The sequence below is a fragment of the Nocardia citri genome, assembly GCF_054065835.1.
In genome coordinates, this window is the sequence record NZ_JBSUQM010000034.1 from 1 (window position 1) to 25273 (window position 25273).

Here is a 25273-nt window from a genome sequence, read left to right on the forward strand (position 1 = left end):
ACACAGATCGCGGCCTGGATCGCACAGGACGCCGAACGACGGCAACCTTAGGCGGCCAGGAAAAAAGGAGTACGACGTCGTTGTCGTCGGCTCCGGCCTGGTTGACCATGTTCACCATCAGTAAACCAGTTGCATAGACTGGCGGCCATGATGCAGCCAGCAGGACGACCCGAGCATCGCGACACCGGCGATCCTGCTCCGATTCAGCGCGAAGTACCGCGGGATACGCCGACCGGCGTCGACTTGGAGCGAGTAATCGGTCGGCAGGTTCGCAACTTGCGCACGGCCAGTGGATTGTCGGTCGGTGATATGGCAGCCAAGATCGGCATCTCGAAGGCAATGCTGTCGAAGATCGAAAACGCCCAGACCTCCTGCAGTCTGTCGACGCTTGCGCGGTTGGCGACCGGATTGGACGTACCGGTGACCTCGCTGTTCCGTGGTGTGGACAGCGCGCGGGAAGCGGTGTTCACACCCGTTGGCCACGGCGCGGTGATCGTCGGGCGCGGCACTCATGTCGGCCACCATTACGAACTTCTGGGAGCGCTGCGCGGTCAGCACAAGCGACTGGAGCCGGTGCTGGTCACCCTGAGCGAGGCCAGCGAGACGTTCCCACTCTTCCAGCACCCCGGTACGGAACTGTTGTACATGCTCGAAGGAGTCATGGTGTACGGGCACGGTGACGCCGAATACACACTGCGGCCAGGCGATTCGCTGCTACTGGATGGTGAGGGCCCACATGGCCCGAATGATCTGATACGGCTGCCCATACGGTTTCTCGCTATCACCGCCTATCCGGACAACCACGTCGAATAGAGTGAACAACCACGCCCCTTCCGCGTTCGTTTGCCCGGTAGCGAACGAGCAGCACGGCGGAGGGGACGTGGTGTAGGTGTATCACTACACGCGGGCGCTGCCCGTCGCGGCGGTCAGCGATTCGGCGGCGGCCACCGCATCACCCACTTGCGCTGGCTTGCTGGATAGTTCGACGGCGTCGAGCACATATGCGGTTTCGCCGTGCACCGCGACGTCGAGTCCTTCGGCCTCGCTTCCGGAGTCGACTCGGATGCCGCGGGTCAGATGCATGGCCTTGGCGATGATCCAGGTAACCGCGAAGGAGTACGAGAGCACGGCGAGCACGGCGACTGCCTGGCGCCACAGTTGATCCAGCCCGCCGCCGTAAAACAAGCCGGCCACCGCGTTCGGCGCGGTGGGGTCGGCGAGCAACCCGATGAGCAATGTGCCGAAGATGCCGCCGACCAGGTGGATGCCCACAACATCGAGTGAATCATCCAGTCCGACACGGAATTTGAGTGAAACCGCCAGGCAGCAGGCAACACCACAGGTCGCACCGATCACCAGGGCCCCCAGCGGCGACACCGCACCGCAGGCCGGTGTGATGCCGACCAGCGCGGCGATCAGACCCGACCCCGCACCCAGCGACGTCGCCCGTCCCTCTCGCAATTTCTCCACCGTCAGCCACGCGCACACACCGGCGCAGGCCGCCGCCAGGGTATTGAGTACCGCGACCGCCGCGGCATTACCCGAAGACAAGGCCGACCCTCCGTTGAACCCGAACCAGCCGAACAACAGCATGCCCGCTCCGAGCATGGTCAACGGAAGACTGTGCGGGCGTGGGGCATTGGGAAATACCCGGCGATTACCGAGCACCAGCGCCAGTGCGAGACCGGCCACCCCGGCATTGATGTGGACCGCCGTACCCCCGGCAAAATCGATGGCCTTCAGCTTGTTGGCAATCCAGCCACCGATGACCGATCCGTCCTTCGCGTCGAACGCGAACACCCAGTGCGCCACAGGGAAGTAGACCAGCACCGCCCACAGACCGGCGAACACCATCCAGGAACCGAACTTCATGCGATCGGCCACAGCACCGGCGATGAGGGCAACGGTGAGCGCCGCGAACAGTAGCTGAAACGCGGAAACCACCGCCGGTGGCAGCGCACCATCCGGCGCGGCCAGCAGTTTCGATGAGCCGAAGTACTCGAGCGGATCGCCGAGCAAACCCAGCCCACCGAGCGAGTTACCGAATGCGACCGAGTAGCCCACCACGATCCACAGCACGCCGACGACAGCCAGCGCACCGAAGATCATCATCGCCATGTTGAGAGTGTTGCGGACACTCACCATTCCGCCGTAGAACAGCGCGAGCCCTGCCACCATGAGGGATACGGCGGCGAATGCGGCCAGCATCCACGCGGTGTCCGCCGCGGCGACTGCTTGGTTCATTGTGATCACCTGACTTGGAAGAGGTTCATTCGACTGGACTCCATCAGGAATCGCAGTTGAACATCAGTAGACACCGATCATGTTGCGGCTGACCGCTTCCGTGTGAACCGTTCGTAAATCGCGCACGCTATCTCCAGACCCGTCGGCGAAGATATCTCCATATGATGATTACGCAACACGGTTGTCACATTCGCCTGGTTTCCTATCAGTAGACATTGATTCCTAGAATGAACCTAGGGGTCCGAAACGGCCGAGGATGTGCGATGCCCGAGAACACCGAATTCCTGATCGTCGGCGGCGGCCTGGAGGGGCTTGCCATCGCCTGGTCGCTGGCCGACCGCGGCGCGACCGATGTACTCGTGGTCGAACGCGACACGCTCTGTTCAGGAATGACGGGCAAGTCCAGTGGCGTGGTCCGCTGCCACTACGGCACGCCGTCGCTGGCTGCCATGGCGTGGTACAGCGTCGACGTCTTCAGCCGCGCGACAGAACTGCTCGGCGACGACATGGGTTTCCGCCAGTGCGGCTACGTCGTCGGTGTCGGCGAGAACAATGTCGATCCGCTGAAGGCCAACGTCGCGATGCAGCAGCAATTGGGCATCGACGTCGACCTCATCGATCACGCCGAAATGGCACACTTATGGCCCGGATTGCATCTCGACGACTTCGCGTCCTTCGCCTACGAACCGCGTGGCGGACGCGGCGATGCCCATCTGACCGGCATGGCCTATGCCACCGCAGGCCGGGCATTGGGAGTGCGAATTCGACAGAGCGCGAAAGTGACCAAGCTGCTACAGGATTCGACGGGGGCGGTGTGCGGCGCCGCTTTTTCCGATGGCTCCGAAGTGCATTGTGCAACGGTCATTCTGGCAGCCGGCCCGTGGACACCCGAGCTCGGTGCCACCGCGGGTGTCGAGGTTCCGGTCAAAGCCCAACGCGCACAGTTGGTTCTGATCGACCAGGGAGAACCACTGGCACAGGTACCGGTGCTCTCGGATCTGGCCGGATTGCAGTACCTGTGCAGGGAGCCCAATGGTGAACTCCTGGCGGGCAACAGCGATCACGCGGCACCGGAGTACATCGATCCGGATCATTACGCGAATCGCGCGGACGACAGCACGATCGAGAAGGTGATCGGCAAGGTGGACCATCGGCTGCCGAACATGCCGGATCCACGCGTGTCCGGCACCTACGTCGGCGCCTACGACGTCACACCGGATTACAACCCGATAATCGGACCGACTCCGGCACCGGGATTGTTTCTGGCGACCGGCTTCTCCGGACATGGCTTCAAGATCTCCCCCGCGGTCGGCAGGCTCGTCGCCGATCTCCTGCTCGACGGCGCGACGACATTGCCCGGCGTCGATCCGACGGACTTCCGGTACTCGCGTTTCGATGAAGGCCGACCACTGCTGAGCCTGCACCCGTACCAGGGCGCCGGTGAAATGCGCTGACCCACAATCCTTCCAGATCAACTGTGATATCCCAGGAGAACCCTATGGCCACCGACGCTGCCACTCCAGCGGTCACGACAGAAATATCGTTGGCTGCCCTTGCCGAGACCACCGACACCACCTTCGTGCTCGCACTGTTCACCACGCTGTCCGGCAAGCCATGCGCGAAACTGGTTCCGGCATCGGCGATCGGCCAGCTGGAGAAGGACGGCGTAGGGTTCGCCGGGTACGCCGCCGGAATGATGGGCCAGCAACCGCGTGACCCGGATCTGATAGCCCTCCCGGATCCGGGCTCGTTCACGCCGATCCCGTTCGTGCGGCCCGGCTTGGCGCTCGTGCACTGCACACCACACGTCGAGGGACAGCCGTGGCCGTTCGCGCCGCGAGTGATACTGCAACGCACCCTGGCGCGCGCCGCCGAGCGTGGATACACCGTCAACGTCGGCGCAGAGGTCGAATACTTCCTCGTCGATCGTAATCAGAACGGCACCCTGTGCACGGCCGACAAAGCCGATGTCAGCGCTCAGCCCTGTTACGACGCCCGCGATGTAACCCGGATGTACGACCACCTCACCGAAGTATCGGATGCGATGAATGCCCTAGGCTGGGGCAATTACGCCAGCGACCATGAGGACGGCAACGGTCAGTTCGAGCAGAACTTCGACTACGCCGATGCGCTCACCACCGCCGACCGCGTCATAACCACTCGCTACCTGCTGTCGGTAATCGCCGAAAAGCGGAGCATGACAGCGACTTTCATGCCGAAACCGTTCACCGACCGCACGGGTTCCGGCATGCATCTGCACCTATCGCTGTGGTGCGGTGACGATCCGGTGTTCCCACATCCGGATGATCCACACGGCCTTGGACTTTCGCCCACCGCGTACTCGTTCGTCGCCGGCATTCTCGAACACGCGTGCGCGCTACAAGGGGTGATCGCCCCAACCGTGAACTCCTACAAACGAATCGGCGCGACCGCCACCGCCAGCGGCGCGACTTGGTCGCCACGGTACGCGAGCTACGGGGGCAATGATCGCACCCATTACCTGCGAGTACCCGACCACAACCGGGTAGAACTGCGCGGCGCGGATGGTGCGGCGAATCCGTATCTCGCTGCGGCGGCGACAATCGCGGCCGGTCTGGACGGCATCGATCGAGGTCTGCAGCCGGGGCAGCCCGGCACGCGCGGTGACCGCATGCTGCCGATGACGCTGGTACACGCCATGGACGCGCTGGAGGCGGACCCGGTCCTCACCGCCGCGCTCGACGTCGCGGGTACCGGAGTCGCGGCCTATTTCGCCGAGCGCAAGCGCGAGGAGTTCTTCGCTTGGCACAACACCGTCTCCGCGTGGGAGATCGACAACTACCTGACCGCGTTCTGACCCCCTGGAGGACACATCATGTGTGGAATCGTCGGGCTGCATCTCCGTGATGAGGCCCTGTATCCACAGCTGGGCACACTGCTGACCGGCATGCTCGACCACATGTGCGACCGTGGCCCGGATTCGGCCGGTATGGCCGTTTACGGCGATCCGATCTGGTCGCCGCCGGGCCACGGCACAGTGTCGCTGCTCGACAGCCCGGTGTCGGCCGCGGAATTGGCCGAACGCGTCACTCGCGCAGCGGGTGTGCCGATCACGGCGCACGATCTGGCGCCGACCACCGTACTGCACGGCGAGCTGGATGCCGGTTCGCTCGCCGCGCAAGCCCGTGAGCATGCGCCGGGAGCGCGCATCATCGGGTTCGGATCGGACCTGACCGTGCTCAAGGGAATCGGCGACCCCACTGCCCTCGCACACCGATTCGGGCTACCGAATGCCCAGGGCTGGCAGGGTGTCGGACATACGCGCATGGCCACCGAATCCGCGGTGACCGCAGAGGGATCGCACCCGTTCTCTGTCGGGCCCGGCCAATGCCTGGTGCACAACGGCTCGTTCAGCAACCACATGAGTATCAAGCATGAGCTCGAACGACATGGCGTGCAGTTCGACAGCCACAACGACACCGAAGTCGGTGCCCGCTTCGTCGCCGAACAGCTCGCCGCAGGCGCGGATCTGGAGAAGGCGCTGCTGCTGCTCAACGAGCGCTTCGACGGCTTCTACACCCTGCTGGTGTCGACCAGTGACTCGTTCGCGGTTGTCCGCGATGCGATCTCGTGCAAGCCCGCGGTGATCGCCGAGACCGACCGCTGGGTGGCAATGGCGTCGGAGTATCGCGCATTGACCGAGCTGCCTGGCGTCGAACACGCCCGAATCTTCGAACCCGAACCGGAAGAGGTGTATGTATGGCGCCGACACTGACCACCAACGAGACGGCCGTGATCGCCACAGACGGATCCGGTACCGGCCGTCGAACTGTTGATCTCGCCGAATCCAGTGTCCGCGAGGTCAATACCATGCTCGCGGCGATGCAGCCGCCGGCCACGCTGACGATCAGCAACCCGCGGGGGGCGCATGCACTGGCGTGCGGGCTCGACGCGGATATCGATCTCACCATCGACGGTCACGTCGGCTACTACTGCGCGGGCATGAACCAGCGCGCGACAGTAACCGTCGCCGGCAACGCCGGAGTCGGGGTGGCGGAAAACATGATGTCCGGCACCGTCCGGATCCGCGGTGACGCCTCACAGTCGGCCGGCGCGACCGCACACGGCGGACTGCTGGTCATCGAGGGCAACGCCGCCGCCCGATGCGGCATCTCCATGAAGGGGGTGGATATCGTGGTCGGCGGCGACATCGGGCACATGAGCGCATTCATGGGGCAGGCAGGGCGCTTGGTGGTATGCGGCAATGCCGGTGAGGCCCTGGGTGATTCGCTGTACGAAGCACGCATCTACGTGCGCGGGACCGTGGCCTCGCTTGGTGCGGACTGCGTGCGTAAACCGATGCGCGAAGAGCATCTCGCCGAGCTGCGCGAATTGCTCTCGGCCGCTGGATTCGATTACGACCCGGCAGAGTTCACTCGCTTCGGATCGGCTCGCCAGCTGTACCACTTCCACGTCGACAACGCCGGAGCGTACTGATATGACCACTCCCGACCCTGCCCTGCGCGAATCGGCGACCTTCGATCGCCGGGTGATCGCCGAGATCCAGCGCGCCGCCGAAACCGGCATCTACGACATTCGCGGCTGGGGCGCGAAGCGGCCGCTTCCGCACTTCGACGACTTGCTGTTCCTCGGGGCCTCCATGTCCCGTTATCCCCTGGAGGGCTATCGCGAGCGCTGCGACACCGATGTCGTGCTCGGTGACCGACATGCGAAACACCCTCTGCACCTCGATATCCCGATCACCATCGCGGGAATGAGCTTCGGGGCGCTGTCCGGCCCGGCCAAGGAGGCGCTCGGTCGCGGGGCCAGCGCTGTCGGCACCTCCACGACGACCGGCGACGGCGGCATGACACCAGAGGAGCGTGGTCAGTCGAAACATCTTGTCTACCAATATCTTCCGTCACGCTACGGGATGAACCCCGATGATCTGCGCAAGGCCGACGCCATCGAGGTGGTGCTGGGCCAGGGCGCGAAACCGGGCGGCGGCGGCATGCTGCTCGGCCAGAAGATCAGTGAGCGGGTAGCCGGTATGCGAACCTTGCCGCAGGGCATCGATCAGCGCAGCGCCTGCCGGCACCCGGACTGGACCGGGCCCGACGACTTGGCGATCAAGATTCTCGAACTGCGCGAGATCACACACTGGGACAAGCCGATCTACATCAAGGTCGGCGCCACCCGCACGTACTACGATGTCAAGCTGGCCGTCAAAGCCGGCGCGGATGTCGTCGTAGTGGACGGCATGCAGGGTGGTACCGCCGCCACCCAGGACGTCTTCATCGAACATGTCGGCATCCCGACCCTCGCCGCGATCCCACAGGCCGTGCAGGCACTGCAGGAACTCGATGTGCACCGCAAAGTGCAGCTGATCGTCTCCGGCGGCATCCGCAGCGGCGCCGACGTGGCCAAGGCGATGGCACTGGGCGCAGACGCCGTCGCCATCGGCACCGCTGCGCTCATCGCATTGGGCGACAATAGCCCTCGCTTCCGCGCGCAGTACGAAGCGCTCGGGTCGGCGGCCGGATACTACGACGACTTCCAGGACGGCCGCGATCCCGCCGGTATCAGCACCCAGGATCCCGAATTGGCCAAAAACCTCGATCCGGTCGAAGGCGGCCGACGGCTCGCCAACTACCTCCGCGTGCTCACCATGGAGGCACAGACACTGGCCCGCGCCTGCGGCAAATCGCATCTGCGCAACCTCGAACCGGAAGACCTCGTCGCCCTGACCGTCGAAGCCGCGGCCATGGCGCGCATCCCATTGGCCGGCACCACGTGGATCCCAGGAGCGGCATCGTGACCGGCCGGAAATCGACATCGGACGGGCACGGCTCGATCACCGCGAGTCCCGTGAGCTTCGACCGGCTTTGGAGGGATATCCTCGACGTCGGGCGGCACGACGGCACCGGCGGATATCGTCGATTCGCTTGGAACGATGCCGATCTCACGCTGCGCGAGTGGTTCACGAGCACCGCGACGGCCAGATCCATGGACGTCGAAGCCGACCGCAACGGCAACCTATGGGCGTGGTGGATGCCGAAGGGTTGGCTCGGCGAACCGCGCGGTGCGTTCATCACCGGATCACATCTGGATTCGGTACCCGACGGCGGCGCATACGACGGGCCGCTCGGTATCGTATCCGCATTCGCCGCCGTCGATCTGCTGAAGGCGCAGGGCATCGAACCGAGAATCCCCATCGGCGTGGTCGCTTTCTCCGATGAAGAAGGTGCCAGATTCGGCGTCGCATGCATCGGCTCGCAACTGAGTGCGGGGACTTTGTCGCCAGCACGCGCGCTCGGCCTGCGCGACGGCGACGGGATCACGTTGGCCGAAGCGCTGACACGTGCCGGCCGGAATCCCGCGCATCTCGGTGCCGATCCCGAATTGGCCTCGCGGGTAGGGGTTTTCGTCGAGTTGCACGTGGAGCAGGGACGCGCGCTGGACATCATCGACCAGCCGCTGGCTTTGGCGTCATCGATCTGGCCACACGGTCGCTGGGAATTCACCTTCACCGGTGAGGCCAACCACGCCGGTGCCACCCGTTTGGTTGATCGCCGCGACCCGATGCTCGCGTTCGCCTCGGCCATTCATGCCGCGCGAGCGGTCGCCGAGGACTTCGACGCCGTCGCGACTTTCGGCAAGGTGCTCGTCGCGCCCAACGGCACCAACGCGATCCCCTCGCAGGTAACAGCGTGGCTCGATGCCCGGGCAGCCGACGAGAAGACAGTGACCCGACTCGTCGACACCCTCATCGAACACGCTCGACAGAGCGCCGAAATCAATCGAACCGGGCTCGACGTTCGCACCGAATCGTTCTCTCCGATCGTCGAATTCCCCGAGGACGTTCGTGATCGGATTCGCCAGGTTCTCGGCCATCTGCAGGCCGTCCCGATACTCCCGACTGCCGCCGGTCACGACGCGGGCGTGCTGTCGGCACTGGTACCGACCGCGATGTTGTTCGTTCGCAACCCAACCGGTGTCTCGCACTCCCCCGCCGAATACGCCGAACCCGACGATTGCCACCGAGGAGCCACCGCCCTGGCCGAGGTGATGGCGGCGTGGGCGGTACAGGGACCGTGATCCATTGACACTCACCGACCCGAGCGGAATCGGCACCGGATTCACCGCAGGATCGACGACAGCCGATTAATCAGCTCGACCTCCCCGACAGCGTCGGTGAAATGGGTCAGATAGGCGCCGTCCGGGCCCATGAGGTAGGTGAATGCCGAGTGCGGCATCTGGTAGCCCTCCGGATCGTCCGGGTCCGCTACCGCCGTCGAAAACACGCGAAAGGATTTCTTGGCACTTTCGACTTGCGGGGTCGAACCGGTCAAGCCCACGAACCGCGGATAGTCCGATGAGAGAAACTTCTTCATCACCGACGGTGTATCCCGGTCCGGGTCGACAGTGATATAGAGCGGCTGAATACGATCCGCGAGCGGGCCAAGGGAGTCGAGTACGGTCGACAAGCGGCGCAGAGCTCGTGGGCAGACCATCTTGCAATGGGTGAATCCGAAAAAGACGGCCACATACTTCCCACGGTAGGTCCGCTCGTTCACCTCCTGGCCGTTATGGTCGAGCAGGTCGAATACACCACTGACGTGGCGGTGGCGGGGACTGTCTGTCATCTCATGCATTGCTCGATCCCTTCAGCGCAGACACCTCGAGTTCGAATGTTCGTGGCGCACCTGCAGAAAGTCGAAGCCTGATTCCGGTATCGACGCGCTCGATTGCGACCCAAGGCAACCTGTCCGTTCCCTGACCTGTCGTGATCGGTTCGCCCACGCCTCCCATCGCGAGGACCACCCCCTGCTCGCACAGCGACCATCGCTCTCGGTCGGCAACATTGCCGAGAGTAATCGACCCGTCGCCATCCCTGTCGGCATGTCGTTGAATGCGAAATGTCAACGTGCCCGAGTTCGAGTCGAATCGAGCTCGACTCACCGCGATGTCACCTCCGACGGCGGTCAGGGCGGGCTCGGTGAAATGCGCGGCGTCCCAAGTCTTGTTGTAGAACTTCCAGAGTCCGTCGGGCACATTCAACCGCGCGTATCCGAGCAAAACATTGCCGGCGAGTGGCTCGACTTCGATCCGGTTGCCGCTCTCATCGCACTGGGTGTCTTTCCGGGGGTAGTACAGGCCGCCGTCACGCCAGGTGGGATTCATGAAGCGGTCGGCGTGGGCGAGCAGCCCGTCCAGCGTCGCGGCATCACCCATCTCCGACGCCCACGTCGCGGCCCACCCGAAATCACAGAAGTCGGCAACAATGGACCGGCCCGGGATGATTTCCCGATCGGGCGTGAAGCGAACCGATTTCGTTCCGTCCAGACCATCGATCAGCAGGTCCTTGATCTGGCTCGGGTAGTGTTCTCGGACGAACTCTCGGTTCCACATGTTCATCAGGGTCCCGCACCATGCGTCCACCCATGCCGAGGTTTCCACGTTGGCGAATATCTGGCCGGGATTGGGTGCCATCAGCATGTTGTAGTGCCCGGTCGAATCGAGCCGCCCCAGTTGGGACCACGTCTTCTCGTAGCTGCGGGTGACTTCCGCGGCCACGTTTTCCCCGGTCACCAGATCGTGCATGCGAAAACCGAGGATCGCCGGCTGGTTGCAGATCTGGAACACACAGTTGGGTTCACAAGCGACGCCGAGATATCCGCTCTCGACCATCTGCCAGTAAATCTGCTCGTTGAGCGAATTCTCGTCGTATTCGAACCGCTTCGGTACCCCGCCCCAGAAGAACGACCAGAAATCGAATGCCAGGGCACCCGGTCGCGCGTACCGATCGTCCGCGAAAAGGTAGTGATACATCAATGTGATGGACTGGATGTACGCGCTGTACATGATGTTATCGCGCGCAACGGGATCCCACTGCTCCTGGTACCCCTCCGACAGGTGGGCGTTGTACGGCGAACCACCGCGACTGGAATCGCGCCAGTACATCCAGACCTCGGGCAGAAGCAGCTTGTCGATCAGGCGTTCAAAGACAGGTTTGAATACGCCAGGCGCATTCGGCAGTCGATGGTAATGGGTCAAAGCCAGGGCGTATGCCATGTATGCGAGCTGGAATCGATACCCGCCGAAGTCATCCTGGCCGTTGGCCTTGCCTTGCATCAACGACCAGTCATTGGGCAGTTGCCGAGACAAGTTGTCGAAATGCCGAAGATGGCCGAGTTGCTCGCTGGTCAATACAGCATCGGCGACAGCGCCGTCATCCTTTTGCACGTGAAACTACCTTCTATCAGAGTGATGTATCCCTGCTGCCGCCGTTCGCGGTGCAACTCCGCCGACGTGGATCTGGCAGAGATCAACGACGGGTTCGTCGCGGTCGGCATCGCCTCCGCCCGACTCGGCGTCGCTGCGAGTGCAGTGCACGGCGGCGCCATCTCCATCTGTTCCCGCATGAATCAACACGGGAAGCGAGATCCCCAGATCCAGTTCATGTTTCAACCCCAGCCAGCACCAACTACGCCTCGGCTCGCAGCGCTGGTCCAGGCTGACATTCTGGACCAGCGCCGTTGTTCGGCCTCAGATATCGAAGGTGAGCACCGCTTTGATGACGTCACCGTGGTGAGCCGCTTCGATGGCCTTGTTGATGTCCCCGAACTCGAAGGTCTCGATGAGCTTGTCGAAGGGGAATCTGCCCGCCTTGTAGAGGCGAAGCATACGGGGGATGAACTCTGCCGGGATAGCATCACCTTCGATAACGCCGACCAGCGATTTCCCGAACAGCAGCTGTCCTTGATCGATGGTGATCTCGTTGGGAATCCCTTGGAACCCGACGGTAGCGCACACACCCGGCGTCTGCAGACATTCGAGAGCGCTGCGCACCACGCTGGGGAATCCGATGCAATCCACGGAGTACTGCACACCCAGCCCACCGACGATATTTCGTATCGTCTCCGCGGCATCCACTTCGGACGGGTTGACGGTGTGCGTGGCACCGAGTTCGGTGGCCTTCGCGAGCCGCGCATCCTGGATATCGACAGCGATGATGGTGGCACACTCGGCAACTTTGGCCCCGAGAAGCGCCGCCAAACCCACCGAGCCGGCGCCAAAGATGGCGATGGAGGATCCGGCCTCCGGATTGAGGGTGTTGAGCACCGCACCAGCGCCGGTCTGGATTCCGCACCCCAACGGCCCCAGTAGCTCCAGCGGCAGATCGTCATCGACCTTGATCGCGTTCTGTTCGGTGACCACTGAACGCTGCGCCCAGGACGACTGGCCGAACCAGGCGCCCAGCACCGGGACGCCGGCGCGGCTCAGTGGCGAAGTGCCGTCCACGCGAGCGCCGACCATGTTGAGTGCGACGAAGTCTCGGCAATGCTGCGGCACACCACGCACACAGTTGTCACAATGGCTGCACGAGCTATACGACAGCACGACGTGGTCGCCCGGTGCCAGCGAGGTGACCTGGGAACCGACCTGTTCGACGACGCCGGAACCCTCGTGGCCCAATACGATCGGGGTCTGTCCCGCGCTGGGCGCGGCGATCACGCCCAGGTCGGTGTGGCAGATGCCCGATCCTGCCATCTTTACCAGCACCTCCCGCGGTGCCAACGGGGCGATGTCGACTTCCGCGAGGACGACCGGTGAGTTCGCCGACTCCAGAACAGCTGCAGTTGATTTCACGATGTATTCCTCAGTTTTTCTCGGTCAGCTCGCCGAGTTTGCGGCGCATGATCTTTCCCGATGAAGTGGTCGGCAGCTGGTCCACGAACACGACGGCACGCGGTCGCTTGTATGCTGCGAGACCATCCCTACAGTGCTCGATAATGTCCGAATCACTCAGCCGCGCACCCGGTTTGGGGACCACATAGGCGACCGCGATCTCGCCGCGCATGTCGTCCGGGCGACGCCCGACCGCCGCCATCGCGACGTCTGGATGGCCCGCGAGCACCCGCTCGATCTCGGCGGGATAGACGTTGTATCCAGCGGTGACGATTATGTCTTTGATCCGATCGACCACGAAGTAGTGGCCCGTGTCGTCGACATAGGCGACATCGCCGGTCCGCATCCAGCCGCCTGGGAGCATGACTTCTTCGGTCGCGGCGTCGTTTCCGAAGTAGCCGAGCATGACGAGTGGACCACGAACCTGTAGTTCGCCCGGCTCGCCGACCGGGACTTCCCTATCGCTGCCATCGAGGCCGGCGATGCGAATGTCGGTGCCCGGCAGGCAGACTCCGATCGATCCGGGGACCGGTGGAGCGTACAGGCTGTGAGTGGCGCCGAGCCCGGCAAGCTCGGTCATACCCCACAGCTCGATCATCGGCACCCCGGATCGCTGCTGCCATTTCTCGAGAGTGTCCACGGAGAATGTTTGTCCACCAACGGTTGTCATACGCAGGCTCGTCAAATCAGCGTCGGCGAGCGAGTCGTCGGCGAGGATCATCGAGTACATGGCGGGCACACCCTCGAACATGGTGGCGCTTTCGCCCGCGATCAACTGCAACGCGGCGGCGGCAGCGAAACGCTCCATGAGCACGACGGTCCCGCCAGCGAGGAACGTGGAATTGATTGCCACGTTGCCGTAGACGTGTGCTGCCGGCAGGGCCGTCACGACTATGTCACTACGGGTGCGCCCGTGCATCGTCGCCGTCAACGCGCAGTTGAGCAGGACCGCGCGATGGGACTGCATGGCTCCCTTCGGATATCCGGTGGTTCCGGATGTGTAGGCGATCGAGCACAGATCCGCCGGCCGGTGAGCGACCACTGTCGGCTGCTCGTCGCTCCCTTCGCTGAGGAGCGCGGAAAACGGCTGGGCGGACGGCTCGAATTGTTCGTCGCCGAACTCGACGAACAGTTCGACCGAGGGCACCTCGGCCACAATTGCTGCGGCAGTTGCGGCTTGCTCCGAGCCCGCGAAGATGGCATCCGATTCGCAATCGTTGAGCACATACTTCAGCTCGGTTCCGGTGAGCATCACGTTCACCGGATTGACCGTCGCTCCCGCACGTAATGCTCCGTGGTAGCCGACGATCCATTCCCAGCTGTTCTGGCCGTAGAGGGATACGACGGAGCCGTCACCGATCCCCCGCCGCTGTAGGGCCACCGCGACTCGACGTGACATGCGCTCGAGATCCCGGTAGGTGAACCGCTTCGCCCCGATCACCAACGCGAGCTTGTCCGGGTAGCGCTCGGCGGCGAAGGGAAGAATCTCCCCAGGGCCGACCGCTGGAGCACAAGGCGTGGATGCAGACATTCGACTCTCACCCCGCCAGTTCAGGAAACCACTCCGGGCACCTTGTTCAACGTGATCGTCTGGTGGTTGGTGTACTCGGCCAGACCGTGCAGTGAGTTCTCCGCGCCGATGCCCGACTGCTTATGTCCGCCGAACACCTGGTGCGGCGAGTACTGGTGCACCTCGTTCAACCAGACGGTCCCGGCCTCGAGTCGTTCACCGATGCGCTGGACTGTCTCGAGATCGGCGCCCCACACCGTGGCGCCCAGACCCCAGGCCGTGTCGTTCGCCCGGGCCACGACATCGTCCTCATCGGTCCACCGCAACAGCGGCAGGATCGGGCCGAATGGCTCCTCCACAACCAGGCGCGAATCCTCTGGCGGGCTGTCGACGATCGTCACCGGCACGAACCACCCCTCCGAGGCCGGATCAATGGTGCCGCCGAGAGCGAAAACATAACCGTTGTCGGTGCAGTCGTCGAAGTACTCCGCCACCTTGCGGTATTGCGGTTCGTTCTGGATCGGACCGAGTTGAGTCGCCGGGTCGGAGCCGTTACCGACGACCACGGTACGGGCGAACGCCACCAGCTCGTCACGCACGGCGTCGTACACACTGTCGTGAATGTAGACCCGCTTGGCGGCATTGCAGAATTGGGCGTTGTTCTGGAAAGCGGCCCAAAATAACTCCGGTGCAACCTTTTTCGGGTCGACATCGCCGAGCACAATGGCCGGATCGTTGCCACCGAGCTCGAGGGTGATCCGCTTGAGCGTGCCGGCTGCCGAGCGCATGACGTGCTTGCCGGTATCGGTGCTGCCAGTGAAGGCGATCTTCGCGATGCCTTCGTGCGCGGTCATCCACTTGCCGAGCTCGTCATCACCGCTCACCGCGCCGAGCACACCCGGCGGCAGCAGGTCCTGAACGAGTTCCACGAGTTTCAAGTCGCACAGCGGGGTGAACGGCGACGGCTTGACGATGATCGCATTGCCCGCCACCAGCGCGGGCGCGATCTTCCAGACTGCCAATAGGATCGGGAAGTTCCAAGGCACGATGGCGGCCACTACGCCCAGCGGGGTATGGCGGCTGATTACGCGCCGTTCGTGCGAGTCCTCTAGCACCTCGTCCGGCAGCGACTGCTTCGAGATCTCTCGAAACCATGCGACCGAGCCAAACACCTCCCACTCGGCCATCGCGCGCGGTTTGCCCTGTTCCGCCGTCAGCAGGGCCATGAAATCCTCAGCGTGCTCTTCGAGACGATCGCCGATCGCGGAAACAATCGCCTGCCGCTGAGCCAACGGGGTCGCCGACCAGGTGGGGAACGCGGTGTGCGCGGCCTCGACGGCCCGATCCAGGTCTTCGCGAGTCGCCACTGGCACCTGCGCGATCACCGACCGCGTCGCCGGGTCGTACACATCTGCGACTCCGGTTCCGCCCGTGGACTCGCCGTTGATCGTCATGAAGAATTCGGCATCGACGCCGACCCGGACGCTGTTTTCGACCGTCACCGTTCGCTCCTTTGCTAGGCACGTCACTTCGTCCAATGTGACTGTGCCAATGCTGGCGCGGGTGAGCCGCGCCTCAGTGTTCCGATTCCGAACGCTTCTGGCGCGGGCCGGACCGATGGCTGTGTCGCCGATCACAGCGGCGTTAGACTCATCGTGCTCACCCGACAGCCAGGAATGAACGATTCAATGAACGCCGAGATAGACACGCGGTGTCAGCGACCCGAAATCGCCGACGCGTGGAAGCGCGCCACCCTCTTCGGGCTCGACCCGGGAATGCGGGTCCGCGAAACCAGATTTGTCCCCGACTTCGAGCGACGGAGTCGGCTGTCTACGGCGGCTCGGCCAATTCTCGACCGGATGATGGATGAACTCGCCGAAACGAAATTCTCGGTACTCCTCACCGACCGGACCGCGCGCATCATCGACCGCAGAGTTGCTCAGCCGCAATTGAATACGGTACTCGATAGCGTCCTGGCCGCGCCAGGATTCCAATACCTCGAAGAATCGAGCGGGACGAATGCATTGGCGACCGCGTACGAATTGCGACAGCCGATCGCCGTCACCGGTGACGAGCATTTCCTGGAGGCGCTCAGGCAGTTCTGCTGCTACGGCGCTCCGATCGTCCATCCGATCACCCGTCGTGTCGAAGGTGTCCTCGACATCACCGGCACGATCGAACAATCCTCGGCGCTGCTCGGCCCATTCCTGATGCGAGCCGTCCAGGACATCGAGCAGCGACTGCTGGAGGGCGCCCGGATCTCCGAGCAACGATTGCTCGCCGCTTTCCAAATCCACACGCGCAATAAGAATCACGCCGTGCTCGTCTACGGCGAGAACGTCATGCTGAGCAACCCGGCGGCCGTGGACCTCCTACACAGCACCGATCACGTCGTCCTGCGCAACGTCGCCGCGAACGTCGGTCCGGACCGTGCGATCCAGCAGCCACTGACCCTGTCATCCGGCTTGAATGTGCTGGTGATCGCCCGTTCGGTATCCGACACCGCCGGTGGAGTCATATTCGATATCACCCCCCTACCCGACTCGCCGCCGGTTCCCTCAAATATTCACTGCGCGACGAACATACCGCCCATCGCGAGCCACAGCGTGGAGCTCGTCGTCGGGGAGCCAGGCACGGGCCGCACAACCGCCGCGCGCGAAATCGCGGGCAACGACGCCGACTTCTTCGACGCCGTCGATTCCGATCTGGACGACGAGTGGGCGGCACGAGTCCGCAGCGCGCTGCGGCACTCGGCCCGCGTCGTCATCGATAACATCCACACGTTGACGCCTCAGGCAGCGGCCCGGCTCGCCCCAGCGGTACGTGCCGCGCCCGGCCTGGTCGTCATGACCACCTCGCCACTGGCGACCCCCGATCCCGAACAAGCCGCACTCTCGGCGACCGCTCTGAATCACCATGAGCTTCGCCCGCTGCGGACATATCAGCAGGATTTCAATGCGGTGGCGCTGAAAGTCCTTCACACACCTGAACTCGCGGCTTCGAGAAAAATCGCGCCCTCGGCACTGAATGCTCTGGCCGCCCAGCCGTGGCCGGGCAATCTCCGTGAACTGAAGTCGGTGCTCGACTACGCGAAATCCCATCATCGGGTCGGCGACATCACCGAGAAGGACTTGCCTCCAGCCTATCGATCACCAGCGACGCGTCCCCTGACGCTGATGGAGACCGCGGAACGAGACACGATCCTGACAGCCCTGCGCGCGGCAAACGGAAACAAAGCAGCGGCAGCTGTCGAGCTGGGCATCGGTCGCACCACCCTCTATGCCCGTCTGCGCCGGTATAGGATCAACGCCTGAAATCGAAGTTTCATCCGAATTCGATTGCGGGATTCAGCCTTTCAGACGATGGCCCGATTACACATGACCGATCGACGGCGGCGACGAGCCTGCGTCAGGACGAGACAGCCTTCGCACCATCGTCGTAGCGGTGGGTCAGCGGCCGGATCGCTGGATGACCTCGCGGGCCAAGGCCCGGTATTGCTCGGCGCCGGCGGATCGAGGTGCCCAGGTGGTGATGGGTTCACCGGCGACGGTCGCGTCCGGAAAGCGGACGGTCCGCGAGATCACCGTGTCGTAGACCTGGTCGCCGAAAACCTCGGCAACCCGGGCCAATACCTGACGCGAATGCAGCAGGCGCTGATCGAACATCGTGACCACGATTCCGAACAGGCTCAGCCGCGGGTTCAGCCGGTCCCGGACCTTGTCCATGGTGTCGGTGAGCAGCGCGACCCCGCGCAGCGAGAAGAACTCGCACTCCATCGGGATGATCACGCCGTCCGCGCAGGCCAGGGCGTTTACGGTGAGCAGGCTCAACGATGGCTGACAGTCGATGAGTATGTAGTCGTAGCGGTCGCGAATCGGGTCGAGTGCCCGGCGCAGCGAATATTCCCGGCCGACCTCGTGCACCAACCGAATCTCCGCCGCGGACAAATCGATATTGCTCGGTAGGAGATCGACGTTGTCGACCCGAGTCTTGATCAGCACCTCGTCGATCACCGACGCCGATGATTCCCCGAGCAGGTTGTATACGGTTGATCGCATGTCGTTCAGAACCGCGCCCAACCCTGCGGACAACGCGCCTTGTGGATCGAGGTCGACCAGCAGCACCCGTCGCCCGCGTTCGGCGAGCGCGGCGCCCAGATTAATGGTCGAGGTGGTTTTACCTACGCCGCCTTTCTGATTGCACAGGGCGATGATCTGCGCTTGCGCGTGAGGCGCCGAGAGTTCGCAGGCTTCGGCCGCACTCACGATTCGCGGACGCTTCGGCTCGGATCCACCCGTGCGCCACTCCGATTGCCAGGCAGGTCAACTCGCCGCAGGTCGTTTGCCACCATGTCGCCAGGCTAGCCGTTCTTCCTCTGGAGCGGGTAATAAACCCGTATGATTCCTCCACCGTCGGCGATCAATACATGGATCGCTGATAGTTCACTGAACCAACCGCTTGGTCGAAACCGTCTCGCCTGGAAGGATTCCCGAGAGGGGTACATCCGGTTTCGGCAGTTTGTCCGTCATCGCCGGAAACCCATGCCGCACCGGCACAACCGCGAGGCGATCCGCACAAACCGGTTCGCGATCGCCGATTCGGGGTGGGTTCGATCGTTGTACGGCCGCTCGTTATGATCACGATCCTCTGATCACGATCCTCTGCCCGCTATCCACCCACGAAAAGGAATGCCCATGGCACGCAAGGTCGTTGTGACGCTCGTCGATGACTACGACGGCAAATCCCCCGCCGAGGAAACAGTGACCTTCGCCGTAGACGGCGTCGAATACGAAATCGACCTATCCACCCGGAATGCCGGCCACCTGCGCGGCATCTTCGAGCCCTGGACCTCGAGCGCTCGCAAAATCGGTCGCGCGTCCCGGAGCAAGGGCCAGACCTCGCGCACGGCCAACGACCGCGCCCGCACGGTCGCCATCCGCGACTGGGCCCGCACGAAAGGTATCGCGGTATCGGCCCGCGGACGGATTTCAGCAGAAGTAGCTCAGGCCTACGAAAAGGCCAACGCCTGACCGCGTTCGCGACACCGGAGAGGAAGGCCCCACACTGCTCGTCGGAGCATTGCCAGCGAATCGAGGGGTTCGCGAGCAAGGGTGCGGGGCCGACCGGGCATCGTCAATCGGCGGGATACAGTGTTCCGGTGGCGGTTTGCCGTCCGAAACCGTCCCGCACGACGGTCACGAGCGCACCGTCGCGCGGAGTCGCCGAGACGATCAGCCCTTGGTGATCGAACAGCGGTGACCGCAGCCGATAGTCGAAGACCTGGTCTCCGGCGTATCCGCGGGCCCGAGCCGCCTCGGCCATGGCCACCGCCTGCAACGGCCCGTGCACAAGCAGACCTGGATAGCCCTCGACATCTCGGGCGTAGTCACGGTCGTAGTGGATGCGGTGGCCGTTATAGGTGAGCGCGGAATATCGGAACAGTAGTGTCGGGGAGGTGTCGATGGCCCATTCACCTTCGGCGGGAGGCACTTTCGCGTCCTGGCCCGGTTCCGGCTCGCCGGATTGCCTGCCCTGCTCGGCGGCGTCACGGTAGACGATATCGTGGCGTTCGTCCACGACGATCCGGTCGCCCTGCAGAATCTGATGGCCGACAACGACGAAGGTCAGCACACCGGTGCGCCCCTGTTTCTCCTGTGTGGATAGCACTTTCGTGCGCTTGGTCGCCGGTTCACCACACACCAGCGCCCCGCGGGTGCGCACCTGGCCACCGGCCCACATCCGGCGTCGACCGGGCCCCGGCGGTTCCGGAACGGTATTGCGAATCGGATGACCATCAGGTCCCAGATCCACCTGTGCGGGTCGCTCGAGCAGATAGATCCAGTGCCACAGCAGCGGAAGTCCTTTGTCGAGATCGGGCAGTGGGACACCGAGCAGCCCGCTCAGCGCCTCCGCCGGACCGGGCAGTAGCACTTCGGTGCGTTCGACCACTTCGCTCATGCCAGCTCCTTCGAAACACGTCCTGCCGGTGTGAATTCCGCACGCAAGGCAGCAATATGCTGCCCAGTCGAGGCACCGCTTCCACCGCCGGTTTCCAGTCTCCCAGGACCAGCTGTCGACCGAAGATGGAAAAGGTTCGTCGTACCGAATTATGTTCAGCCCTTGACAAATTCAGGCACTGCGCCATCGCGTTCCTCGGTCGCCTCCTCCGGGACGGCCGCAGCCGCCCGGCTCGGCAGGACCACGGCCGCAGCGATCACGACCAGCGCCAAAGCGGCGGAGACGAGGAAGGCCAGGCGCATGCCGTCGAGGTGAGCGGTGATGGGGTCGGTGCCGTTGGCGACGAGTCCGGTACTGCGGGCCGACATCACCGTTACCACCAGGGCGGTGCCGAAGGCTGCGGCGACCTGTTGGAGGGTGCCGAGCATGGAGCTGCCGTGGGAGTACCGGTGCTGCGGGAGCGCACCGAGGCCGAGGGTGAAGACGGGGGTGAAGGTGGTGGCCAGCGACACCATCAGCAGGATGTGCAAGGCCAGGAGCTGCCAGTACGGCATGGACATCGAGATGTGGGTGAAACCGGCCAGCGCCGCGGCGATGCCGACCGAACCGGGAATCACCAGTACGCGGCCACCGAAACGGTCGAACAGACGGCCGACCGTCGGGCCGAGCAGGCCCATCGCAAGCCCGCCCGGCATCACCAGCAGGCCGGTCTGCAGCGGGCTGAGACCACGCAGGTTCTGCAGGTATAGCGGCAGCAGGATCATCGAGCCGAGCATCGCCATGAACGCGACCGACATCAGCACCAGCGACTTCGCGTAGGTGCCGGACAGCAGGACCCGCAGATCCAGCAGCGGGGTGCCGGCGCGCTGCAGGCGCAGCTGACGGAATACGAATACGGCGATGAGTGCCGAACCCACGGCGACGATCAGGGCGGGGCTGGTGAGGTTGTCGCTGTCGAACCGGCTGAGCCCGAACACCAGCGCACCGAATCCGAGCGCGGCCAGCACCACACTCGACCAGTCGATCGCCCCGGCTTGCGGTTCACCGACGTTCTCCAGCTGACGCAGGCCCAGCCAGGTGACGACCGCCGTGATCGGCAGTACCAGCGCGAAAAGCCAACGCCAGGAACCGATCTGCAGCACCATCCCGGAAACTACCGGACCGAGGGCGGGTGCCACCGAAATGGCCAGGGTGACATTGCCCATCACCCGGCCGCGATCCCGCTCGGGCACCACGGTCATGAGTGTGGTCATCAGCAGCGGCATCATTACCGCGGTACCGCAGGCCTGAATGATCCGGCCGAGCAGCAGTATCGCGAACGACGGCGCAAGGGCCGACACCGCGGTACCAGCGAGGAAGACTCCCATCGCGACGGCATAGGCGCGTCTGGTCGACACCCGTTGCAGGAACCAGCCGGTGGTCGGGATGATGGCTGCCATCGTCAGCATAAATGCGGTGGACACCCACTGCGCCGCCCGCTCGGCGACCTCGAGATCCGCCATCAGCCGCGGAATCGCGTTGATCATGATGGTCTCGTTCAGGATCACCACGAAGGTCGCGAGTACCAGTACCCGGATGACGGTCGGCGTCCGCCCTCCCGTGGCGGGGGCGGAAAGTTCGGCTGACATCGGGGTACCTCCACAGCATGTCGACAGGAATTGAGTGCGGCGCGGTGCCGAGTCATCGGATCGCGCCACAGTGATACAGACGGGGCCGCGGGCTCGAATTCATCGGCTCGCGTCAGTATTGCGGTCGCCACCGACAAGTTCTTCCACCCATCGACACACTCCCCACCGCACGCGCATGGATGCGAACATTACTCTCGTAAAGAAGAACGATCCTCTAATTTTCTGCGCGAATGGTCCACCGCAGGATAGAGACGAGCGCAGCGGCGGCGTTCGCGGTGACGATGACACTTGTGTGCGGCAGCAACCCGGTAGCAGCCGTGGCGCCCGATCCGATGGCGTCCCCAGGCGTGTGTCGACCGCTTCGCAGAACAACCGATTCGCGACGCCTTCATGAAGTACGGTCAGGCCATGTCCGAGGACTGTGTGGAGCGAGCCGAGGTATCACAATCCAATACCTACAGCTGGGAGGTGATCGGCAACGGTCCGGCCGGGGAATCCGTTGTCGACTCCGGTGACGGCGAATTCGGAACTCCCGACGACTGCACCGGGCGCACGTGCAGCAACCACGTCGAGGTCGGTACCGCCGTGTTCGATCGGGTCGTCGCGGACATCATGATCGACTACCGCAATGCGGTGCTCGATGCCCGCCTCGAGGACGAGCCGGACCCGGCCCCGCCGCTGGACCAGGTCACCATGCGGATCCGTGACGGAAACGGCGACGAAATGCTCTCTGCGGCAGCAACATTGACCTTTCCCGTGGTCACCGTCGCGGATACCGAAACCTACCGTAAGCAAGTGGCGTTGGCCGAAAAACGGGAGCGGCGGCGACGCGAACGCCGAGATAAGGCCATCGCCGCGGGCACCTCCGCCCCGCGCTCCGGACCGGCCGACCCCCGGCTGGCCGGACTCATCCTCAACCTGCGCGTCGAAGCCGACACCGTGCGTGAGGAGGTCCCCGACGCCGACCACTGCCGCGAACAGTTGGCACTGGCGCAGAACACCGTACAAGCCGCCACCGAAGCGGCGGCACGTGCACAGATCAGCGGTACGCGCGGCGAGTACGAACATGCCCACGCCTTCATCCAACGCTGGACGCCACGTATAAACCGCTGGGCCGCATTCCTCGAACTGACCACCGAGGCATACGCCGACGCGGACGCCGTCGACGCCCTCGCCGACCGCATCAGCCTGCAGCCCCCACCCGACGAGTAGTTACTCGATCAGTCGGCCGTGCCGGCGAACTTGTTGACACTCATAGTTTCCCCACATCTCATATGGCTATTGCGGGGTCGCCTTAGTATCGACCGAATTTCGAGCGGATATAGCGTACTGGGCTGGTAGAGCAGGGTTTTCGCGTTCGGGGTGCGCGGCCGGGTGGTTGGTGCTCGGCTTGGCTGCCGATGAGGGTTGATCGGCGGCGTGTTGGAGGTTGAGGTTCGTGGCGACGCGGGTGTTCGCGGACGAGGAGTTGGAGCGTCCGCGGGGGTTCCCGGAGATCAGCCGCGAAGAGTTGTTCCGGTATTTCACGCTGACCCCGGCTGATCTGGCGTTCGTGGATCCGGGCCGTGGCCGGGGTCCGGCGGATCGGTTGGGCCTGTCGATCGCGTTGTGCACGTTGCCGTGGCTGGGGTTCGTGCCGGACCGGTTGACCACGGCACCGCCGGTGGCGGTGGCCCGGCTCGCCGAGCAGCTTCGGGTGGATCCGGTCCAGATCGGCTCGTACGGCAAGCGCGCCAAGAGCCGCACCGAGCATGTGCGGCTGGCCGCCCAGTATCTGGGCCGGGCAGCTGGAATCGAAGGAGCTCGACGAGTTCCCGCTGGCACGGGCGATGGAGCACGATTCCCCGACGCTGCCGTTCCGGCTGGGCTGCGAGTATCTGATCTCGGCGCGGGTGATCCGGCCAGGCCCGGCACGGTGGTGGAACGAGTCGCACACGCCCGCCACCAAACCCAGACCGAGACCTACGACCGGCTCGCGCACGAGTTCACACCTGAGCGGGTTCGTGCCGACCAAGTGGCGTGGATATCTCGAGGAGGCCCGGAAATCGGGCAGTGTCACCGCATATAGGCACTACTGGGAGCTGTGTGTCCTGCTGCGAGCTGTGTGTGCTGCTGGGGCTGCTGATCGAGCTGGACAAACGCACCGTCTACGTCTACGCCGCCCGCTATCTGTCCGATCCCGACTATCGAGATCTCCCGCCAGCTCAACAGGGGCGAATCCCTCCACGCCCTTCGCCGGGACCTGCTGTACGCCCACGAGGGCATGATCCGCGCCCGCCAGCTCGACGACCAAACCGAGCAAGCCTGGTGCCTGACCCTGGCCACCAACGCCGTAATCGCTTGGACCACAGAGTATTACGGGCTCGCCGTCGACCAGATGCGCCGAGCCGGACGCCGGATCGATGACGATGTCCTGGCGCACATCTCTCCAGCGCACAGCGAGAACATCAACTTCTTCGGCGCCATCGAGGTCGACATCGACGCCGAACTCGCCCAGCTCGGGCCTACCGGTTACCGGCCCTTGCGCGTGCGCGACACCCTGTTTTAACCTCGCCACCGCCCTCCAAGCCACGCGATCGAAACCGGACCACTAACGCGGCCGGCCGCCTCCTGCGCACGCCTGCTGCGCCGAAACTGGAACGACTGCCTGGGCATGCCCCTCTACCGTGCTGGCGTGGCTTGTTTCGCCGCGGGTCGCACCCGCCGCTGAGTTGACGGTCCGGCCCCCGGAGGTTTGGGAACCCGTCGACTGCTGGTCAGCCGTGAAGGGGTGTTGCTTGGCGGCCTCGGTGAGTCGTGCGAGGAACTCGGCGACGCTGTGGAGCTCGTCGGCTTCGTACTCGCCGAGCACTGCCGCAAGGGTCTGTTCATGTGCGTCGAACATGCCTCCCACGCGCTTCAGCGCATCCGGGTCGGCCGTGACGATGACCTTGCGTCGGTCGGCGGAGTCGCGTTCGCGTCGAATGTAGCCGCGCTCTTCGAGTCGGTCGAGCACCCCGGTGGTGGTGCCGGAGCTCAGGCCGGTGGCGCGGGCGATCTGGCCTGCGGTCCGGGAGCCCTCCAGTCCGAGGAGGTTCAAGACTTCGCTCTCTGTGCCATTGAGCCCGAGCGCCGAGGACGCCTGCTGGCTGTAGACGACAGTGTGGATCGCGAGCAGCCGCAGTTCGCGAGCGATGCGCTGGGCGATGTCGTCAGTGGGCTCAGTCATAGGGCGTTCCACTCCCTTGCATTTATCTCGAATATCCGAAATACTCGGTTTGTA

The 25273-nt window shown here is 64.0% G+C and carries 20 protein-coding genes and 2 pseudogenes; 12 read left to right on the forward strand and 10 right to left on the reverse strand.

What is annotated here, in order from left to right:
• The first annotated feature begins 150 nt into the window (after positions 1-150).
• On the forward strand, positions 151-813 hold the full coding sequence (locus ACW2Q0_RS28495) for a helix-turn-helix domain-containing protein (protein ID WP_457194049.1): 663 nt from the start codon (positions 151-153) through the stop codon (positions 811-813).
• An 84-nt stretch (positions 814-897) separates the two neighbouring features.
• On the opposite strand, the gene ACW2Q0_RS28500 is transcribed toward ACW2Q0_RS28495, so the two are convergent.
• Positions 898-2244 (reverse strand): ammonium transporter, encoded by a 1347-nt coding sequence (locus ACW2Q0_RS28500; RefSeq protein WP_457194009.1) that lies wholly within the window; start codon positions 2242-2244, stop codon positions 898-900.
• 263 nt (positions 2245-2507) lie between these two features.
• Here ACW2Q0_RS28500 and ACW2Q0_RS28505 point away from each other — a divergent pair, with 263 nt between their 5' ends.
• Genes ACW2Q0_RS28505 through ACW2Q0_RS28530 form a run of 6 tightly spaced genes read left to right on the forward strand, consistent with a single transcriptional unit; the run spans position 2508 to position 9321 of the window.
• The gene (locus ACW2Q0_RS28505; protein ID WP_457194010.1) at positions 2508-3698 is read left to right on the forward strand and encodes an NAD(P)/FAD-dependent oxidoreductase; all 1191 of its coding nucleotides are present in this window, start codon (positions 2508-2510) and stop codon (positions 3696-3698) included.
• A gap of 44 nt (positions 3699-3742) precedes the next feature.
• Positions 3743-5080, forward strand: a complete 1338-nt coding sequence (glnT, locus tag ACW2Q0_RS28510) for a type III glutamate--ammonia ligase (protein WP_457194011.1) — start codon at positions 3743-3745, stop codon at positions 5078-5080.
• An 18-nt stretch (positions 5081-5098) separates the two neighbouring features.
• Positions 5099-5998 (forward strand): class II glutamine amidotransferase, encoded by a 900-nt coding sequence (locus ACW2Q0_RS28515; RefSeq protein ID WP_457194012.1) that lies wholly within the window; start codon positions 5099-5101, stop codon positions 5996-5998.
• Positions 5983-6720 (forward strand): GltB/FmdC/FwdC-like GXGXG domain-containing protein, encoded by a 738-nt coding sequence (locus ACW2Q0_RS28520; RefSeq protein WP_457194013.1) that lies wholly within the window; start codon positions 5983-5985, stop codon positions 6718-6720. The genes ACW2Q0_RS28515 and ACW2Q0_RS28520 overlap by 16 nt, the downstream gene beginning before the upstream one ends.
• A gap of 1 nt (position 6721) precedes the next feature.
• Positions 6722-8041: an FMN-binding glutamate synthase family protein gene (locus tag ACW2Q0_RS28525; protein ID WP_457194014.1), complete on the forward strand. Its 1320-nt coding sequence runs from the start codon at positions 6722-6724 to the stop codon at positions 8039-8041.
• Positions 8038-9321, forward strand: coding sequence for an allantoate amidohydrolase (locus ACW2Q0_RS28530; protein WP_457194015.1), 1284 nt, complete (start codon positions 8038-8040; stop codon positions 9319-9321). The genes ACW2Q0_RS28525 and ACW2Q0_RS28530 overlap by 4 nt, the downstream gene beginning before the upstream one ends.
• 41 nt (positions 9322-9362) lie before the next feature.
• Here the strand turns inward: ACW2Q0_RS28530 and ACW2Q0_RS28535 are convergent, their stop codons facing one another.
• The 5 genes from ACW2Q0_RS28535 to ACW2Q0_RS28555 all read right to left on the reverse strand — a co-directional run bounded on the left by ACW2Q0_RS28535 (position 9363) and on the right by ACW2Q0_RS28555 (position 15927).
• Positions 9363-9869 (reverse strand): SCO family protein, encoded by a 507-nt coding sequence (locus ACW2Q0_RS28535; protein WP_457194016.1) that lies wholly within the window; start codon positions 9867-9869, stop codon positions 9363-9365.
• A gap of 1 nt (position 9870) precedes the next feature.
• Positions 9871-11469, reverse strand: coding sequence for a linalool dehydratase/isomerase domain-containing protein (locus ACW2Q0_RS28540; protein WP_457194017.1), 1599 nt, complete (start codon positions 11467-11469; stop codon positions 9871-9873).
• A 303-nt stretch (positions 11470-11772) separates the two neighbouring features.
• Positions 11773-12876, reverse strand: coding sequence for an NAD(P)-dependent alcohol dehydrogenase (locus tag ACW2Q0_RS28545; protein ID WP_457194018.1), 1104 nt, complete (start codon positions 12874-12876; stop codon positions 11773-11775).
• A gap of 10 nt (positions 12877-12886) precedes the next feature.
• Positions 12887-14446, reverse strand: a complete 1560-nt coding sequence (locus tag ACW2Q0_RS28550) for a class I adenylate-forming enzyme family protein (RefSeq protein WP_457194019.1) — start codon at positions 14444-14446, stop codon at positions 12887-12889.
• A 20-nt stretch (positions 14447-14466) separates the two neighbouring features.
• Complete coding sequence (locus tag ACW2Q0_RS28555) at positions 14467-15927, reverse strand: aldehyde dehydrogenase family protein (RefSeq protein ID WP_457194020.1); 1461 nt, start codon at positions 15925-15927, stop codon at positions 14467-14469.
• Between the two features lie 186 nt (positions 15928-16113).
• Between ACW2Q0_RS28555 and ACW2Q0_RS28560 the strand changes: the two genes are divergently transcribed.
• Positions 16114-17739, forward strand: coding sequence for a sigma-54-dependent Fis family transcriptional regulator (locus ACW2Q0_RS28560; RefSeq protein ID WP_457194021.1), 1626 nt, complete (start codon positions 16114-16116; stop codon positions 17737-17739).
• A 135-nt stretch (positions 17740-17874) separates the two neighbouring features.
• Here ACW2Q0_RS28560 and ACW2Q0_RS28565 read toward each other — a convergent pair whose 3' ends face one another.
• Positions 17875-18690 carry a ParA family protein gene (locus tag ACW2Q0_RS28565; protein WP_457194022.1) on the reverse strand — a complete coding sequence of 272 codons (816 nt, stop codon included), beginning with the start codon at positions 18688-18690 and terminating at the stop codon, positions 17875-17877.
• A gap of 429 nt (positions 18691-19119) precedes the next feature.
• Between ACW2Q0_RS28565 and ACW2Q0_RS28570 the strand changes: the two genes are divergently transcribed.
• A complete protein-coding gene (locus tag ACW2Q0_RS28570) occupies positions 19120-19455 on the forward strand; it encodes a histone-like nucleoid-structuring protein Lsr2 (RefSeq protein ID WP_457194023.1) in 336 nt (111 codons plus the stop codon).
• A gap of 103 nt (positions 19456-19558) precedes the next feature.
• Here ACW2Q0_RS28570 and ACW2Q0_RS28575 read toward each other — a convergent pair whose 3' ends face one another.
• Positions 19559-20383, reverse strand: coding sequence for an FAS1-like dehydratase domain-containing protein (locus ACW2Q0_RS28575; protein ID WP_457194024.1), 825 nt, complete (start codon positions 20381-20383; stop codon positions 19559-19561).
• Between the two features lie 155 nt (positions 20384-20538).
• Positions 20539-22011, reverse strand: coding sequence for an MDR family MFS transporter (locus tag ACW2Q0_RS28580; RefSeq protein WP_457194025.1), 1473 nt, complete (start codon positions 22009-22011; stop codon positions 20539-20541).
• 408 nt (positions 22012-22419) lie between these two features.
• Here ACW2Q0_RS28580 and ACW2Q0_RS28585 point away from each other — a divergent pair, with 408 nt between their 5' ends.
• From ACW2Q0_RS28585 to ACW2Q0_RS28595, 3 genes and pseudogenes are all read left to right on the forward strand, one after another.
• Positions 22420-23223 (forward strand): hypothetical protein, encoded by an 804-nt coding sequence (locus ACW2Q0_RS28585; RefSeq protein ID WP_457194026.1) that lies wholly within the window; start codon positions 22420-22422, stop codon positions 23221-23223.
• A 226-nt stretch (positions 23224-23449) separates the two neighbouring features.
• Positions 23450-24010 (forward strand): annotated as a pseudogene (locus ACW2Q0_RS28590) (DUF4158 domain-containing protein); the annotation flags it as partial.
• 152 nt (positions 24011-24162) lie between these two features.
• Positions 24163-24559 (forward strand): annotated as a pseudogene (locus ACW2Q0_RS28595) (Tn3 family transposase); the annotation flags it as partial.
• 42 nt (positions 24560-24601) lie between these two features.
• Here ACW2Q0_RS28595 and ACW2Q0_RS28600 read toward each other — a convergent pair.
• A complete protein-coding gene (locus ACW2Q0_RS28600; protein WP_457194027.1) occupies positions 24602-25219 on the reverse strand; it encodes a MarR family winged helix-turn-helix transcriptional regulator in 618 nt (205 codons plus the stop codon).
• Positions 25220-25273: the final 54 nt, after the last annotated feature.

Bases quoted from the DNA above. Each gene is read 5' to 3' on its own strand.
- ACW2Q0_RS28495 (WP_457194049.1), top strand. From the start codon at position 151: ATGCAGCCAGCAGGACGACCCGAGCATCGCGACACCGGCGATCCTGCT.
- ACW2Q0_RS28550 (WP_457194019.1), bottom strand. From the start codon at position 14,446: ATGTCTGCATCCACGCCTTGTGCTCCAGCGGTCGGCCCTGGGGAGATT.
- ACW2Q0_RS28600 (WP_457194027.1), bottom strand. From the start codon at position 25,219: ATGACTGAGCCCACTGACGACATCGCCCAGCGCATCGCTCGCGAACTG.
- ACW2Q0_RS28515 (WP_457194012.1), top strand. From the start codon at position 5,099: ATGTGTGGAATCGTCGGGCTGCATCTCCGTGATGAGGCCCTGTATCCA.
- ACW2Q0_RS28585 (WP_457194026.1), top strand. From the start codon at position 22,420: ATGTCCGAGGACTGTGTGGAGCGAGCCGAGGTATCACAATCCAATACC.
- glnT (WP_457194011.1), top strand. From the start codon at position 3,743: ATGGCCACCGACGCTGCCACTCCAGCGGTCACGACAGAAATATCGTTG.
- ACW2Q0_RS28575 (WP_457194024.1), bottom strand. From the start codon at position 20,383: ATGAGCGAAGTGGTCGAACGCACCGAAGTGCTACTGCCCGGTCCGGCG.
- ACW2Q0_RS28500 (WP_457194009.1), bottom strand. From the start codon at position 2,244: ATGAACCAAGCAGTCGCCGCGGCGGACACCGCGTGGATGCTGGCCGCA.
- ACW2Q0_RS28520 (WP_457194013.1), top strand. From the start codon at position 5,983: ATGGCGCCGACACTGACCACCAACGAGACGGCCGTGATCGCCACAGAC.
- ACW2Q0_RS28570 (WP_457194023.1), top strand. From the start codon at position 19,120: ATGGCACGCAAGGTCGTTGTGACGCTCGTCGATGACTACGACGGCAAA.
- ACW2Q0_RS28525 (WP_457194014.1), top strand. From the start codon at position 6,722: ATGACCACTCCCGACCCTGCCCTGCGCGAATCGGCGACCTTCGATCGC.
- ACW2Q0_RS28560 (WP_457194021.1), top strand. From the start codon at position 16,114: ATGAACGCCGAGATAGACACGCGGTGTCAGCGACCCGAAATCGCCGAC.
- ACW2Q0_RS28535 (WP_457194016.1), bottom strand. From the start codon at position 9,869: ATGACAGACAGTCCCCGCCACCGCCACGTCAGTGGTGTATTCGACCTG.
- ACW2Q0_RS28505 (WP_457194010.1), top strand. From the start codon at position 2,508: ATGCCCGAGAACACCGAATTCCTGATCGTCGGCGGCGGCCTGGAGGGG.
- ACW2Q0_RS28580 (WP_457194025.1), bottom strand. From the start codon at position 22,011: ATGTCAGCCGAACTTTCCGCCCCCGCCACGGGAGGGCGGACGCCGACC.